The organism is Tellurirhabdus rosea, assembly GCF_026278345.1.
GTDB classification, from domain to species: Bacteria; Bacteroidota; Bacteroidia; order Cytophagales; family Spirosomataceae; genus Tellurirhabdus; species Tellurirhabdus rosea.
Genome location: NZ_CP111085.1, coordinates 1,737,882 through 1,752,839, shown reverse-complemented (window position 1 = coordinate 1,752,839; position 14,958 = coordinate 1,737,882). Strand labels below are relative to the sequence as shown.

The window sequence follows — 14,958 nt, the reverse complement described above, 5'->3', positions numbered from 1 at the left end:
ATTTACCCATTAATAACGACAGAATCTCGCCTGACGCATTTTCGATGTTCTACTTTTTGTCCAAAGTACTGGCTTATTTTCTCTCGCCCGCCGGCTGGCTTACGCTGCTGATGCTCACGGTGTTTTTTGTCCGGGATAAAGTCCGGAAGCGCCGCCTCTTCGGACTGCTGCTGATCAGCTGGTTTGTGCTGGCAAATGAAGCCCTGTCCAACGAACTGGCTCGCTGGTGGGAATATGCCCCGACCTCGATTCCCGCCGCGACCAAACCCCGCGTGGGTATTGTGCTGACGGGCGGCATGATGCAGACGGAGGTACCGCCCTTCGACCGGGTGATTCTGGGCGAGAGCAGCGACCGGATGGGGCAGGCGCTCGGGCTTTACCAGACCGGCCTGATTCAGAAAATTCTCATTAGCGGCGGCTCCGACCCGCTCGACGGCCGCCGATTGGGCAACGAAGGGCAACTGACGGCCGAGTTTCTCCGAAAAGCGGGCGTGAAAGCAGATGATATTATTCTGGAAAACAAGTCGCGGAATACGGAAGAAAACGCCCGGTTCAGCGCGGCCATGCTGAAACGCCGCTTCGCCGGTTACGAATACGTGCTCATTACGTCGGCCTTTCACATGCGGCGGGCGGTCGGCTGTTTTCGGAAACAGGCTCTCTCCGTCCGCGCTTTTCCGGCGGCGTTCATGGCCCAGCAGCGGCGCTTTACCCCCGACACGCTGTTGCTCCCCTCCGAAAGCGCCCTGTGGAAAAACTACCGACTCTTCCACGAATGGTTCGGATACGGGGTGTACTGGGGGATGGGGTATTTGTAAATAGTGCTTAAGGGGGTAAGGCGGTAAGTGCTTAAGAAAAACAAGTTCTACCACTTCTTTTGGCCTTACCCCTTGAGCACTTACCGCCTTTCCCCTTAAGCCCTGTTCTACACACTTAGAATCCGCACCATCCGGAGCAGGTCCTCGCTGATGGGCTTGGGCAGGCGGATGGTGTCGCGGAAGGGGGTGTAGACGAGTTCGTTGTTGACCACGCCCGCCATGACGTTTTTGTGTCCGGCCAGCAGCCCTTCCAGAGCACCCAGACCGAGGCGGCTCGCCAGGATGCGGTCGTAGGCCGTCGGAATGCCGCCGCGCTGGATATGACCCAGTGTCGTGACGCGCATGTCGACGCCGCCACCGACCTGCGTGCGGATTTTTTCGGCCACTTCGGCCGCGTTGCCTTCTTCGTCCCCTTCGGCCACCACGATGATGGAGGAGGATTTTGAACGGCTCCAGCCCTGCTTCAGCGTTTCGACTACCTCGGAGATCGGCGTCAGTACTTCCGGCACCATCACCATTTCGGCGCCTCCGGCAATCCCGGACTGGATGGCGATGTAACCGGAGTCGCGGCCCATCACTTCGATGAAAAACACCCGGTCGTGGGAGTCGGCCGTATCGCGGATTTTGTCGATGGCTTCCAGCGCCGTGTTTACCGCCGTGTCGAAGCCGATGGTATAATCGGTGCCGTAAAGGTCGTTGTCGATGGTTCCCGGCGCGCCGACGGTCGGAATGCCGTATTCGTCATAGAAAATGGTTGCGCCCGTAAACGTACCGTTTCCGCCGATGGCAATCAGTCCTTCAATGCCGTGTTTCTGGAGTTGTTCGAAGGCTTTGCGGCGGCCTTCGGGCGTCATGAATTCTTTACTGCGCGCTGATTTCAGAATGGTACCTCCCCGCTGTACGATGTTGCTGACCGAATGGGAGGTCATTTGAAAAATATCGCCATTTATCATTCCGCTGTACCCCCGACGAACACCAAACACTTCGATGCCGTGGTAGACAGCCCCCCGGACAACCGCCCGAATACAGGCGTTCATACCCGGTGCGTCCCCGCCGGAAGTAAAAACAGCTATACGTTTCATGATTTAATTCTATTTTAGGTTCAGTAAGTCCAAAAGAAGATTCGTTGGCCTTTTTCAAGCGAACCGCAAATTTATTTTCATTTTCAGATAAAACGACAAATCGGCTGGAGGAAATGAAAATTTCATGATGCTTTAATGCGCATCCGGCGGGCTTTCCGGGGGGCGAATTTGCGTTTCAGGAAAGGATAAACGGCGTAAGTAGCCTTGACAGAGGCAATCCCGATGCCCGCTCCGGCGAGCACGTCGCTCCAGTGGTGGCGACCGTTGGCCATGCGCAACAGGCCCGTCGCGGCGGCAAAGGTGTAGCCGCCCACGCTGATCCAGGGGCTTTTGTGCCGGTACGCCTGGTGCAGCAGTTCCGCCCCGGTAAACGCGACGGAGGTATGCCCGGAAGGAAACGACTTGCGGTCCGAACCGTCGGGGCGCGTCGAGCCGACCGAGCGCTTCAGGCCTTCCGTCACGCCGCCCATCAGGATGTTCGAAAGGAGCGTCACCACCAGCTCGTCGCCGACCGAAACGGCCGGTTTGACGCCCGCGGCCTGCAACCCGAGCCGGATCGCGTAAGGCCCGAAACGAAGGTAATCGTCGGCCCGTGAGACATATTCTGTGGAGCGGAACGGGTCCCGGATGCGTTCGCTGAGCAGAGCCGTACCACCCGCCGCCAGCACAGAAGGCACGATAAACGCTTTCAAGGGGTAACGCCGGGCGGTTGGCAGCGAATCTCCGGCGGTAGACTGGGCAAGAACCTGGGCGAGAGAAAGCCAGAAAAGAAAGAGCGAAACGAGGCTTTTTTTCATTCGTTGGGGGTGTTGATTCTGAAAAGGGCCGCCCGCAGCAGGATGCGGCCGTGGTTCCAAACTGTAGCCGCATAGCCGAAATGGTCGGCCAGGACCTTGAAACGATCCATAAGCGACTGGCGGTGCCGCTGCACGGATAAACCGCCGGTGAGGTAGCGGCAGAGGATAAATTCGAGAAATACGATTTTGCGGGCCGCTTTCAGGCAGCGGATTTCCCAGTCGATGTCGGCGCTCAGGTTGTCAACAGGGTAGGTCGGGGCGATGCTGCGCCGGGCGATAAAAGCCTGGTGGCAGACCTTCATGCCCAGCGCCATGTCGCGCCAGGTCAGGTGGCGCGGCAGGGTATGCGGCGTGACTTTCGACCGCAGACCCACCACGCGGCCGCCGTCTTCCACAAAAAGAGCATCGGAATAATAAACATCCGCCTGCTGGGTGTCGATGGCGTGCAGCAGGGCCGGAATCACCGTCGCGTCGTACACTTCGTCGCCGGCGTTCAGAAACCAGACGAAGTCGCCGGAAGCCATCGCCAGCCCTTTGTTCATAGCGTCATACAGCCCGCGGTCCGGCTCGGAAATCCAGCGGGAAATGTGGCTTTTGTGGTTTTTAACGATTTCAAGGGTACCGTCGCCGGAGCCGCCGTCGATGACCAGGTATTCCAGTTCCGGCTGCGGGCCGCAGGCCAGAATGCTCTGGATGGTCCGCTCCAGAAAGCGTTCGGCGTTATAGGTGACGGTGATGATGCTGAGTCTGGGCATTAAAAAACAGGTTCCGTTTATAGGGTAGAGTTCAGGTTTTACGGTTTATATAGCAGACAGAAGCACGAAGGACCGGCGACGGGATTCCGTTTTGATATATTCCCCTTGCGTCGTTTTTCGTTTCTCTTTATTCGAAAGCCTGCCTATCGTTTTAGTGAGAAGGTTGTGAGCCGCGGAGAAGGACAAACTGCCTAAACACTTAACTTTGAACCCTAAACATTACACTTTCTTGATGGCAAAGCCAGTGATTTCATCCTCCGTTCAGGAAGCATACGCGGCGCAATATACATCATCGGACCGAAGCTGGCGCGATCTGGGCGGGAAACAGAAAGCCGAAAACATCGCGCGGCTGTGTCAGAAACGGGCTTTTGGCAAAGTTCTGGACGTAGGTTCGGGCGACGGGGCCGTGTTGCAGTGGCTCGACCGGATGCAGGTTTTTCCGGCCATTCAGTCGCTGGAAATTTCGGAAAGCGGAATTGAAGGCATCCGCGCCCGGAACCTGAAATCGGTGGAGGACGTCCGGCTGTTCGACGGCTACACCATTCCGCACGGCGACAAAGCCTTTCCGCTGGCAACCTGCTCGCACGTTCTGGAGCATGTGGAGCACCCGCGCCTGCTGCTCCGGGAGATCGCCCGGGTCTCCGAATTCCAGTTTTTCGAAGTCCCGATTGATTTCAGCCTCTTCGTCGATCAGAAAGTCGAGCATTTTCTGGCGTACGGCCACATCAATATCTTCACCCCCGCGCTGTTCAAGTTTCTGCTCAAAACGGAAGGTTTCGAGGTGCTGGACGAACTTTTCGCCTTTTACGACCCCGAAGTGCTGAAGCGGTCGAGCCCAAGTCCGGTAACGTACTGGTCGCGGCGGCTGAAGTCAGCGGTGCTGGAAGCAGTGCCTCTTTTCCGGAAAGTAAAGCCCAATGCCTACGCCGTGCTGTGCCGCCATTCGGGAGCCCTGCGGATATTCTGAGAAGAAGTGAAGCCGGGTCGTAACGGGTAGCCGGGAACCGCCAAAAAGAACGTTGACGTGCCTAAGGCTTTAGTCTACAGGCCGCTATAGAGCTTCCGAAACTGCTGGCTGACCACCTCGTAACGGATTTCCTGCTCCACAAACGCCGCCGCCCGCTGCCGCATCGAGGGCCGATCGGCTTCGTCCAGCACCCACCGGAGGCCCCGGGCCAGGTCGGCGGCGGATTGCGGTTCGGCGAGCCAGCCCGTTTCGCGGTGCTGAATCTGCTCCGGAATGCCGCCCGTCCGGAAGCCGACCACCGGCGTACCACAGGCCAGCGATTCGATGATGGTGTTCGGGAAATTATCCTCCAGCGACGGCATCAACAGCGCGTCCGTCGCCTGGTACACCCGGATCATTTTTTCCTCCGAAGCAATGGAGCCTAGATTATGAACCGGCAGGGCCAGTCGGCTCAGCGCGTCCGGATTTGTTTTTCCGAAAACTACCAGTGCCGTGTCGGATAGCTCCTTTTTCAGCATTGCCAGAGCTGCCTGCACGTAGCGGAAGCCTTTGCGCGGGTCTTCGGTATTCAGGCTGCCAAACAGGAGCAGCTTTTTGTCCGCTGGCAGGCCCAGCGTTTGGCGCACGGCCAGCGGGTCGGCAGCGGGCCGGAAACGGGTCGTATCGATCGGGTTGGGCAGGACCTGTACGGGAAAATGGCCCGCCAGGGCACTGCTCCGAAGCAGATCGGCCAACCATTGGCTCGGCGTCACGAACGTCAGCGGGGCGTCGGCAAACAGCTTTGTTTTTTCTTCAAAAATCCGGTACGACAAATCCCGCTCGCCCGGATGGCGCAGAAACGGGCACTGTCGGCAGTGCGTCCGGTAGTGGTCGCAGCCCCGGCTGTAGTGGCAGCCGCCGGTGAACGCCCACATGTCGTGCAGCGTCCAGACAACGGGTTTGCCGAGGCCAAAGAGCTTTTTCAGGCCCGCAATCGACAGAAAACCAAACTGCGTCCAGTGCAGGTGCAGCACGTCGGCCCCGCGGACGAGCGGGTGGCGGCTGATGTCGGTGCCAATGCGGGCGGGCGAAAACTGAAAGCGGTCCCGCTTGTCCCGCTCGTAGGGTAGAAACGTTAGCCGGTCGAGGGCAAAACGGGCGAGGGCCAGCTTTTTGCCAAACACCGATTCGGCCAGTCCCGTCACCTGCGGTTCGTCGAAATCCGTCTGCGGCACCAGCAACCGGGAGGCTTCGCCGGCCCGGTTGAGGGCTTCGTTGAGTCGCCGGGCCGCGATGCCCGCGCCGCCCGTGGCGTGGTACGTGCTGATTTGCAGGATGTTCATCGCAGGCGCCAGGCATGGATGTTCAGTTGCAGGTCCATCACGTCGTTGCCCGAATAGCGGAAATCGGTAAACGGCGGACGGCGGCGGTGCTGGGCCGTATCGAGGTAATACCGAAACCCGGCGCTTTCCAGAATCTGCATCACCACGGCCAGCGTCTGCGGGTGGCCGATGTACGAGTGAAACTCCACGAACAGGCGCTCGACGTTGCCGAGGGCATCGCGGCAGTCTTCCAGCACGGCCGTTTCGGCTCCTTCAATGTCTATTTTCAGCAGGTCAATCTGCGGTTCGCGGAGCAGGTAATCGCGGAGCCGCACGGAAGGAATGACGTTTTTCGCTTCTTTCGAAAAAATAGACGACGAATCGGCCGCCTCGCTGCCGAACGACACGCCGCGGTCGTCGGTCCAGACGGCTTTGTTGACGATCTCCACGTCGGCGACGCGGTTCGTTTCCAGATTCTGCCGCAGGATTTGTCCAATCACCGGGTCGGCTTCAAAGGCGATGATGCGGGCCTGCGGGTATTTTTCCCGGAAATAGGTCACGCTCATGCCGATGTTGGCTCCGCAGTCGAGGATGACGGGCCGGGGGCCGGGAGCGGGGAAAAAGTACAGCTCGTCGGCGTAAATCTCCTTGTATTGCCAGACGAACGACAGCGCGTCGGGCACCTCAAACTGGTGACGGCCAAAGCGCACCGACTGGCGGGTGAAGCGTTTTCGGCCGCCGTAGGCCAGCAGCAGCCACAAAAAGGTGCGGCCGGCGGGTGTGATGAGCGAACGGAACGCGTCTTTGAACAGAAAACGGAAAAGAAGCATGGAGCAAAAGTATGAAAAGGGCCTCAACAAATGCCATATCTCGGAGATATGGCATTTGTTGAGGCCCTTTTCGCAAGACACGAATCCGGAAATCGTTTACATTTACAGGTCCTCTTGTTATCCGGAATGATCAACCAGCAGAGTTATAAAGCCCACGAAGAGCACATTCACCGTGTGTCGGCCGAACTACAGGCCAGCGGCGCGGATTTTTCCCTGTTTCAGGAAAGCAGTCTCGGTTACTTTATCCACCGCCAGTTCTGGCAACTGACCGATGCGCTGGCCCGGCCCGGTTCGTCCTGGCTCACCGTGGGCGACCTCTACGGGGCCGATGCCGCCTGGTTTCAGCGGCGGGGCTGTGAGGCGATGGCCAGCGACCTGACCGATTCCATCCTGGGGAATATTCAGAAGGCGGGACTTATTAACCGTTTTTCGGTGGAAAATGTGGAAAAGCTGTCGTTCGGCGACAATTCGTTCGATTACGTTTTTTGCAAGGAGGCTTACCACCATTTTCCGCGCCCGGCGATTGGCTTTTACGAAATGCTGCGCGTCTGCCGCGAGGCCGTCGTGATTCAGGAGCCGGTGGACCCGGTGATTCATATGCCACTGCTGCTGTTTCTGCGGAATATTCTGGACCGAATCGACACTGGCCTGATGCGGCGTCTCTGGAAAAACCAGTATTCGTTTGAGCCGGTGGGCAATTATGTGCACAAGATTTCGGTGCGGGAGTTTGAGAAAATGGCCTGTTCACTGGGGCTGCCGATGCTGGCCTACCGCGGATTCAATCCGGGCAATGTCGGCGCGAAGGCGACCATAGAGGCGCAGAAGAAGAAAATCGCCTTCCGGGATTTTCTGACGGCCACGACGGTAGTGCCGCCCGAGGCACTTTCGGTGATCGTGTTCAAGCGGAAGCCGACCGGGCCGACGCTGGCTGACCTGGAAAAGCAGGGGTACAAGTTGCTCGATTTCCCCAAAAACCCGTATTTGTAGGCCCTTCGCGGTCGAAAAACAAATGCCAGATCTTGGAGATCTGGCATTTGTTTTTCGACCGCGAAGGGCGTCCGGTTTATTTCGTACCTTTGCAAAATTCAAATTCTGAGTAACGACACAGCATGAGAGTCTGCTTCCTGATGGCCGGTTTGCCGCACTATTTTACACTGGTGCTGAACAAGCTGGTAACGGAATACGGCGTGGAAGTGGCCCTGATCAAGCCGGGGCAGCGGAGCGCGAGCCTCGGATCGGGGGTTCACGAGGATACGTCGAGCCGCAAGTTCCGCCTCTACGAACTGGAAGAATACAAAACCTGGTACGGCAAGCCGTTCCTGCGCGGTATCCGCGAAGTGCTGGAAACGGAGCGCCCCGACGTGCTGATTGTCAACTGGCCGTATATCCTGCACTTTGCCATGAGCCCGTCGTTCTGGACCTGGTTCCGGGATTCGGGCATCAAGCTTATCAACCGCGATATTCCGTTCAACATCCCGACCTGGGGAAAGGTCCACGAATATTACTACGGCGGTCAGAACCTGAACGAAGATTTCAGCCTGAACCAGAACATGACGCTGCGGGGCTACCTCTGGTTTCTGGGCGTGACGGCCGTGCGCAAGATCTATCTGCAACGGGCCGCCGCGCACATCTACTACACCGACGAGGCCCGCCAGATCATCGGCAGCTACGGCATTCCGCAGGAGAAAATCTTCATTACGTCCAATTCGCCGGATACCGACGAACTGCTGGCCGCTTACGAGCAGGTCCGGACCGAAGAGCCCATTCTGCCGCCCAATCCGTACCGGCTGATTCACGTCGGGCGGCTGGTGAAGTGGAAGCGGGTGGACCTGATCATCGACGCCGTCAGGAACCTTCAGGACAAATACCCGCAGATTGAACTGGTCGTGGTTGGCTACGGGCCCGAAGAGGAAGCCTGGAAACAGTACGCGCAGCAGCAGGGCGTGGCCGACCGGGTGCGGTTTGTGGGCGGGGTTTACGACTCGGTTTCGCTCGGGCGTCACCTGCACGCCTCGGCGATTTACGTGCTGGCGGGTATGGGCGGCCTGTCCATCAACGACGCCATGTGTTTCGGCAAGCCGGTCGTCTGCTCGGTAGCCGACGGGACCGAAAAGCGTCTGGTGAGGGAAGACTACAACGGATTTTACTTCGAAAACGGCAACGCCGCCAGCCTGACTAAAAAAGTCGATACGTTGCTGGGCGACCAGTCCAGGCTGAAGACCTTCGGCGAACGGTCGCTGAAGATTATTCAGGAAGACGTGAATATCCACAACGTCCTGCGGGAATACGTGCGGGCGTTCGCGTTTGCGGTCGGGAGGCCGAATGCCGTTAAAACGGCTGAAGCGCCGGGGAATGGCCGTTTTTTGACCCACGAATGAATTCGTGGGCTCATGAATTCATTCGTTGACCCGCGGATGAATTTGTTGGCCCAAAAATGGATTCGTGGACTCATGATTGAATCGACCCACGAATTCATTCATTGCCTTGTGGGCGGATTCGTCGTCCCACGAATAAATTCGTGGGCTGGGGAAATGACCGTCACAGGAATCAACGTTTTGCCGGTTTGGACGCGTAACCGGCGCGCGAATCGCGGTTTTTTGAGGTTGATACCGAAAACGGTGCGTACCTCATCAACGGCGAAAAATATGCCTCAAGAATGGATTTCGTGAGGCCCCGTTTTTGTAAAAAAATAGCCCACAAATTTATTCGTGGGCAAAAACCGGAACAACGCGGGACATGTCAACGGTTTTAACCGTTTTGCAGGTACCCGCTGACCGGAACAACGACAACCATGAAAATTCTCAACATCGTCGGTGCCCGTCCCAATTTTATGAAGGTGGCGCCTCTGCACCGCGCTTTCCAGCAGTACCCGCAGATTGAGTCCAAAATCGTGCATACCGGGCAGCACTACGACGCCAAAATGTCCGACGTGTTTTTCAACCAGCTCGAACTGCCGCAGCCGCACTACTTTCTGGGCATCGGAGGCGGCTCCCACACGCAGCAGACCGCGCGCATCATGCTCGAATTCGAGAAGGTGATGGAAGCCGAGCAGCCGGATGTGGTGCTGGTCGTCGGCGACGTGACCTCGACCATTGCCTGCGCCCTGGTAGCGGTCAAAATGCACATTCCCGTGGTCCATGTTGAAGCCGGGCTGCGAAGCGGCGACCGCCGGATGCCGGAAGAACTCAACCGCATCCTGACCGACAGCATCTCCAGCCACCTTTTTGTGACGGAGCAGGCCGGACTCGACAACCTGAAACGCGAAGGCGTTCCGGACGAACGGGTGCATTTTGTCGGGAATGTTATGATCGACTCGCTGGTACATTACCGCCGGAAAGCCGCCGAGCTCGACACCGTCGGCAAACTGGGTCTGGAGCCTCAGGGCTACGTGCTGATGACGATGCACCGTCCCGCCAACGTCGATGCGGAAGAGGGCCTGCGGAGCATTGTGCAGATCGTGGAAGACACGGCCCGGTACAAAACGGTGCTGTTCCCCATTCACCCCCGCACCGAGGCCAACCTGAAACGCTTCGGGCTTTTCGACCGGCTACAGGCCGTGGCCAACCTGCGCCTGATGGAACCGCAGGGCTATTTGGAGTTCCTGAACTTGATGGAACACGCGGCGATCATCGTCACCGATTCGGGCGGTATTCAGGAGGAAACGACGTTTTTAGAAGTGCCCTGCCTGACCTTCCGCGACAGCACCGAGCGCCCCGTGACGGTCGATGTGGGCACCAACCAGCTGCTGGCCGACCTGGACCCGCAGACGGTCCACGACAAAGTGGTCGAAATTCTGGAAGGCAAAGCCAAAAAAGGCGCCATCCCCCCGCTCTGGGACGGAGGGGCCGCCGGGCGAATTGCCGAAATTATAGTTAAGAGTTATGAGTTAAGAGTTAAAAGTTAGCTTCGCCCTGCCACCCTAACTCATAATTCATAACTCTTAACTCATAACTATGACTACTCTTCGCGCCGAAGCCCTGCCCGACAATCCGGAGGAGCATTACCGCCTCAAACCCGGCTGGTCGAATCCGCGCCGCTACTACCTCAGGAAGCTGCGCGAACTGGTGCAGTACGCCAAAACCGGGTTTGTGGACCCGCTGGGCCGCATTACGCTCGCCGATTTCGGCTGCGGCACCAAGCCGTACGTCTCGCTTTTTTCTTCCGGGAACGTAAAATACCTGGGCATCGACCTGGACTGGAATCCCCATGCCGACGTGCACATCGGGTCCGACAGCCGCATCCAGATGCCCGACGAACAGGTGGACGTGGTGCTCTCGACCCAGGTGCTCGAACACGTGGAAGACCCCGAGGGCTACCTGCGCGAAGCCTGCCGCATCCTCAAACCCGGCGGGACGCTGCTGCTGACCACCCACGGTTACTGGATGTACCACCCCGACCCGACGGACTACTGGCGCTGGACTTCCGCCGGTTTGCAGAAAATCGTGGCCCGCAACGGCTTTCAGGTTGTGGCGTTCCGGGGCATCATCGGCCGCTCGGCGATGGGCCTGCAACTGTTTCAGGACGGGTTCCTGTTCAAGATTCCGAAATGGGCCTGGCCGCCGTTCACGCTGCTGATGCAGGCGCTGATCGCGCTGTTTGACAAAACCACCTCGCAGGAAACGCGGGACAAGGACGCGTGTACGTATCTGGTCGTAGGGAAAAAGCTATGAAACTCTGCATCGCCTACCCGAATGAGGGCAACTATTCGGAGACGTTCATTTACAACCACCTGAAATACCTCGATCCGGCGCTGACGCTGACCGGCGGATGGCGGCCGTACAAGACCAAAGAAGGCGACAGCATCATCAAAACGCCGCTGGCCGAGCCGTTGCGGGTGGGCATCAAACGGGTGCTGCCGAGGCTCTATCCGGCCTTTTACACCCGCGCGCTGACGACTTACCTGAACGCCCAGAAACCGGATGTACTGCTGGCTGAATACGGCCTGACGGGCTGCGCGGTCATGGACGCCTGCCAGCAGGCCGGGGTGCCGCTGGTGGTGCACTTTCACGGATTCGATGCCTCGTTTAAGCCCACGCTGGAGGAGTACGCCGAACCGTACAAAAAACTGTTTGCAGCGGCGAAAGCCCTCGTTTCGGTATCGGGCGACATGACCGACAGCCTCGTGCGGCTCGGAGCCGACCCGGCGAAGGTCCACCGGAACCCCTACGGCGTCGAGACGGAGCGGTTTACGGGCGCAGAACCGGCGCGGGCCGACAAAATTGTGCTGGCCGTCGGGCGGTTTGCGGGCAAAAAAGCCCCGCACCTGACCATCCGGGCGTTCGACAAGGCGCTGGAAACGCATCCTGACGCCCAACTGGTGATGATCGGCAGCGGCGAACTGCTGGAGTCGTGCCAGAAGCTGGTCGATGAACTGCAACTCCGCCACGCCGTCCGGTTTGCCGGGGTGCTGTCGGCCGACGAAATTGCGGCCTGGCACCGCAAGGCCCGGCTGTTTGTGCAGCATTCGGTCGTGAACCCCGAGAACGGCGATTCAGAGGGCACGCCCAACACGGTTCTGGAAGCCGCGTCGGCGGGCCTGCCCGTGGTCAGCACGCGCCACGCGGGCATCAAGGAGGCCGTAGACCACGAAGAAACGGGTTTTCTGGTGGAAGAAGGCGACGTGGACGGTATGGCGGCCTACATTGTCAAACTGCTCGGCGACCCGGCACTGGCCCAGAAACTGGGGCAACAGGGTCGGGCGAAAATGGAGCGGGAGTACGAAATGCAGACGCGCATCGCCGGATTACGGAACATTTTGGAAGAGTCCGCCCGTATTTAACTTAATTTTGTTGGAAGACGCTCTCAAAAGATTAAAAGCAGATACCAAACGACGATACCCTAGTCTCCAGTCCCTGACCTTTTGTCCCGGGTCTCTTGTCTATCGTCCCTTGTCTATCGTCTCTTGTCTTTTCTCTCGCATCTTTTCTCTTTTGTCAAAATACCCACGTAAATGACCGTTCGCTCCCCATTAACAGCGTCCACCGACGTACAACTGGTTAAAACGCTCGATGTTGCCGAGGTCCTCCGCCGGTATCAGACCGAACTGGGCATGGACGTGAGCGCCTATTTTACCGGCCTGACCGGCCTGCCCGTGTACGAATGCAACCAGACGAAACTGCGTTTTTACTACCCGTTTTCGCTGGCGGGCGACGGGGCCTTCTACGCCGAACTGTCGCAGAAGTACGGCGGCTACTACAACCCGTGGAAATGGGAGCACGAACGGGTGTTTCAACGGCTGAAAGCGGGCGACCGGGTGCTGGAAATCGGCTGCGGCAACGGCTATTTTCTGAAACGGCTGGCCGAAAAAGGAGCCACCGGCCTCGGGCTGGAACTGAACGACGAAGCCATCCGGGCGGGCGAAAAACTCGGCGTGACCATCCGCAACCAACCCCTCCAGCAGCACGCGCTCGAAGGGGGCGAACAGTACGATGTCGTTTGTGCGTTTCAGGTTTTTGAGCACGTCAACGAGGTAGGCGAATTTTTCCGGCAGGCGCTGGCGTGCCTGAAACCGGGCGGCCTGCTGGCGATTGGGGTGCCCAACAACGATTCGTATTATTTCCGCGAAGACCCGTACCACACCCTCAATCTGCCGCCGCACCACATGCTGCTCTGGCATCCCGAAGCCCTGCGCTACGCCGCCCGCGTGATGAAGCTGACCGTGGAGGCCATCGAAGTTGAGGCGGCATCGGCGGTGCACAAAAGCATTGCCTACCGGCTCTGGCTCGAAAAAACGCTCGGAAAAAGCGCCGGCGCCACATTCTTGTACAAAACAACTCGTTTTATAGCCAAACGCCTGCCCGTCTTTACCGACGGTGCCACGGTGGTGGCGATTTACCGGAAGTAAATGGGAATTATCATCCGCCAAAGCCTGAAAGCCAGTCTCGGTTCCTACATCGGGGTAGGCATTGGCATCGTCAATCAATTGCTGGTTTCGCCGGAGTTACTGTCGGCGGACCAACTGGCCATTTCGCGGCTGCTGCTCGAAAACAGTCTGGTCTTTGCGGCCTTCGCCCACCTCGGCACGCCCTTCATCGGCGACCGTTTCTTTGGCTATTTCCGGAACGATCAGAACCGGCACGACGGATTTCTGGGCTTTCTGCTGTCGTTTCCGCTGATCGGCATTGCGCTTTTTACGGCGGCTTATTTTCTGTTTGAAGGGCAGATTCAGAATTATTTCGCCGAGCAGTCACCCCAGCTCATTCAGTACCACGCGCTGGTGGTGCCCCTAACGGTTTTCTGGATTTACATCGTCGTGCTGGAATCGTACTGCCGCAACAACGCCCGGATTGCCATTCCGACCTTCATCCGGGAAGTGTACCTGAAGCTGACCAACGTGCTGCTGGTGTTGCTGTTTGGTTTCGGCTGGTACAATTTCGACTGGCTCATCTACCTCATTGTCGCGTCGTACGGATCGGCCGTGCTGGTCCTGCTGGTGTACATTGCGCAGCTCGGCCGGTTCTCCCTGCGCTTCGATTTCAACCGTCTGAAGGGCGGGCTTTTCCGGCAAATGACCTATTACGGCCTTTTTATCGTGATGGGAGGCGTCGGAATCAATCTGGTGATGCTCATCGACCGGACCATGCTTTCGCACGGCGAGGGGCTGACCGAAACGGCGATTTTCATCATCGCCACCTACATCGCCGGAATTATCGAAATCCCCCGCAAGGCCATCACGCAGATTTCGACGCCGCTATTGGCGAATTCGATTCGGGAAGATAACCGCCCGCACGTGCTGGAGCTGTACCAGAAATCATCCCTGAATCAGCTTATCGTCGGCGGATTGGCCTTTTTGCTGGTCTGGACCAATATCGACGGCATCCTCAGTATTCTGCCCAAAGCGGACTTGTATAGCCAGGGGAAGTGGGTGGTCCTGCTCATTTCGTTGTCCAAGCTATTCGATATGGCGCTGGGCCTGAACGGGGAAATGATTACCTACTCGAAACACTACCGCTACGTGACCTTTCTGGTGATTGCGATGGCGGGGGTAGCCATCGGGGCCAACGCCTATTTTATTCCGCTGTTCGGCTACAATGGCGCGGCCATCGCAACGGCGCTGACGACCCTGCTTTATGCCCTCAGCAAATCGGCGCTGGTTTGGCGATTCTTCCGCATGGTTCCGTTTACTACCTCCGTTCTGAAGGCTATTCTGGCGCTGGCGCTGGTGTATGCGGTTTCCTTCCTGCTGCCCGAGTGGCGCGGTGGACAACTGCAAACGCTGCTGAGCATCGCGTTCCGGTCGGCCGTGCTGACCGGCCTGTTTGCCGGCCTGATTCTCGCGCTGCGGGTATCAGAAGACATCAACCACGTGGCCACAGCAGCCCGGAAGACCTTTTTAAATTAAGAGTTAAGAGTTAAGAGTTATGAGTTGCTTCGCCCCTTTTAACTCATAATTCATAACTCTTAACTCATAA

The 14,958-nt window shown here is 58.0% G+C and carries 14 protein-coding genes; 9 read left to right on the top strand and 5 right to left on the bottom strand.

Annotated elements, in window-relative coordinates:
• The first annotated feature begins 44 nt into the window (after positions 1–44).
• On the top strand, positions 45–815 hold the full coding sequence (locus ORG26_RS07335) for a YdcF family protein (RefSeq protein ID WP_266368076.1): 771 nt from the start codon (positions 45–47) through the stop codon (positions 813–815).
• 107 nt (positions 816–922) lie between these two features.
• Here the strand turns inward: ORG26_RS07335 and pfkA are convergent, their stop codons facing one another.
• The 3 genes from pfkA to ORG26_RS07320 all read right to left on the bottom strand — a co-directional run bounded on the left by pfkA (position 923) and on the right by ORG26_RS07320 (position 3,449).
• Positions 923–1,897 carry a 6-phosphofructokinase gene (pfkA, locus tag ORG26_RS07330; RefSeq protein ID WP_266368074.1) on the bottom strand — a complete coding sequence of 325 codons (975 nt, stop codon included), beginning with the start codon at positions 1,895–1,897 and terminating at the stop codon, positions 923–925.
• A 122-nt stretch (positions 1,898–2,019) separates the two neighbouring features.
• Positions 2,020–2,694 (bottom strand): phosphatase PAP2 family protein, encoded by a 675-nt coding sequence (locus ORG26_RS07325; RefSeq protein WP_266368072.1) that lies wholly within the window; start codon positions 2,692–2,694, stop codon positions 2,020–2,022.
• Entirely contained in the window at positions 2,691–3,449 is a 759-nt protein-coding gene (locus tag ORG26_RS07320) for a glycosyltransferase family 2 protein (protein WP_266368070.1), read from the bottom strand. Before ORG26_RS07320 ends, ORG26_RS07325 begins: the two co-directional genes overlap by 4 nt.
• 232 nt (positions 3,450–3,681) lie before the next feature.
• Between ORG26_RS07320 and ORG26_RS07315 the strand changes: the two genes are divergently transcribed.
• On the top strand, positions 3,682–4,416 hold the full coding sequence (locus tag ORG26_RS07315) for a class I SAM-dependent methyltransferase (protein WP_266368068.1): 735 nt from the start codon (positions 3,682–3,684) through the stop codon (positions 4,414–4,416).
• A 74-nt stretch (positions 4,417–4,490) separates the two neighbouring features.
• Here ORG26_RS07315 and ORG26_RS07310 read toward each other — a convergent pair whose 3' ends face one another.
• Both ORG26_RS07310 and ORG26_RS07305 read right to left on the bottom strand, forming a co-directional pair.
• Positions 4,491–5,738 carry a glycosyltransferase family 4 protein gene (locus ORG26_RS07310; protein ID WP_266368066.1) on the bottom strand — a complete coding sequence of 416 codons (1,248 nt, stop codon included), beginning with the start codon at positions 5,736–5,738 and terminating at the stop codon, positions 4,491–4,493.
• Positions 5,735–6,547, bottom strand: a complete 813-nt coding sequence (locus ORG26_RS07305) for an FkbM family methyltransferase (RefSeq protein WP_266368064.1) — start codon at positions 6,545–6,547, stop codon at positions 5,735–5,737. The genes ORG26_RS07310 and ORG26_RS07305 overlap by 4 nt, the downstream gene beginning before the upstream one ends.
• A 126-nt stretch (positions 6,548–6,673) precedes the next feature.
• Between ORG26_RS07305 and ORG26_RS07300 the strand changes: the two genes are divergently transcribed.
• The 7 genes from ORG26_RS07300 to ORG26_RS07270 all read left to right on the top strand — a co-directional run bounded on the left by ORG26_RS07300 (position 6,674) and on the right by ORG26_RS07270 (position 14,888).
• Positions 6,674–7,534 carry a class I SAM-dependent methyltransferase gene (locus ORG26_RS07300; protein ID WP_266368062.1) on the top strand — a complete coding sequence of 287 codons (861 nt, stop codon included), beginning with the start codon at positions 6,674–6,676 and terminating at the stop codon, positions 7,532–7,534.
• Between the two features lie 122 nt (positions 7,535–7,656).
• Positions 7,657–8,925 (top strand): glycosyltransferase family 4 protein, encoded by a 1,269-nt coding sequence (locus ORG26_RS07295; protein WP_266368060.1) that lies wholly within the window; start codon positions 7,657–7,659, stop codon positions 8,923–8,925.
• Positions 8,926–9,338: 413 nt separating this feature from the next.
• Positions 9,339–10,451: a non-hydrolyzing UDP-N-acetylglucosamine 2-epimerase gene (wecB, locus tag ORG26_RS07290; RefSeq protein ID WP_266368057.1), complete on the top strand. Its 1,113-nt coding sequence runs from the start codon at positions 9,339–9,341 to the stop codon at positions 10,449–10,451.
• 49 nt (positions 10,452–10,500) lie between these two features.
• Complete coding sequence (locus ORG26_RS07285; RefSeq protein ID WP_266368056.1) at positions 10,501–11,217, top strand: class I SAM-dependent methyltransferase; 717 nt, start codon at positions 10,501–10,503, stop codon at positions 11,215–11,217.
• Entirely contained in the window at positions 11,214–12,326 is a 1,113-nt protein-coding gene (locus ORG26_RS07280; protein ID WP_266368054.1) for a glycosyltransferase, read from the top strand. The genes ORG26_RS07285 and ORG26_RS07280 overlap by 4 nt, the downstream gene beginning before the upstream one ends.
• Before the next feature lie 171 nt (positions 12,327–12,497).
• Entirely contained in the window at positions 12,498–13,391 is an 894-nt protein-coding gene (locus ORG26_RS07275) for a class I SAM-dependent methyltransferase (protein WP_266368052.1), read from the top strand.
• The gene (locus ORG26_RS07270; protein WP_266368051.1) at positions 13,392–14,888 is read left to right on the top strand and encodes a polysaccharide biosynthesis C-terminal domain-containing protein; all 1,497 of its coding nucleotides are present in this window, start codon (positions 13,392–13,394) and stop codon (positions 14,886–14,888) included.
• The last annotated feature ends 70 nt before the right edge of the window (positions 14,889–14,958 follow it).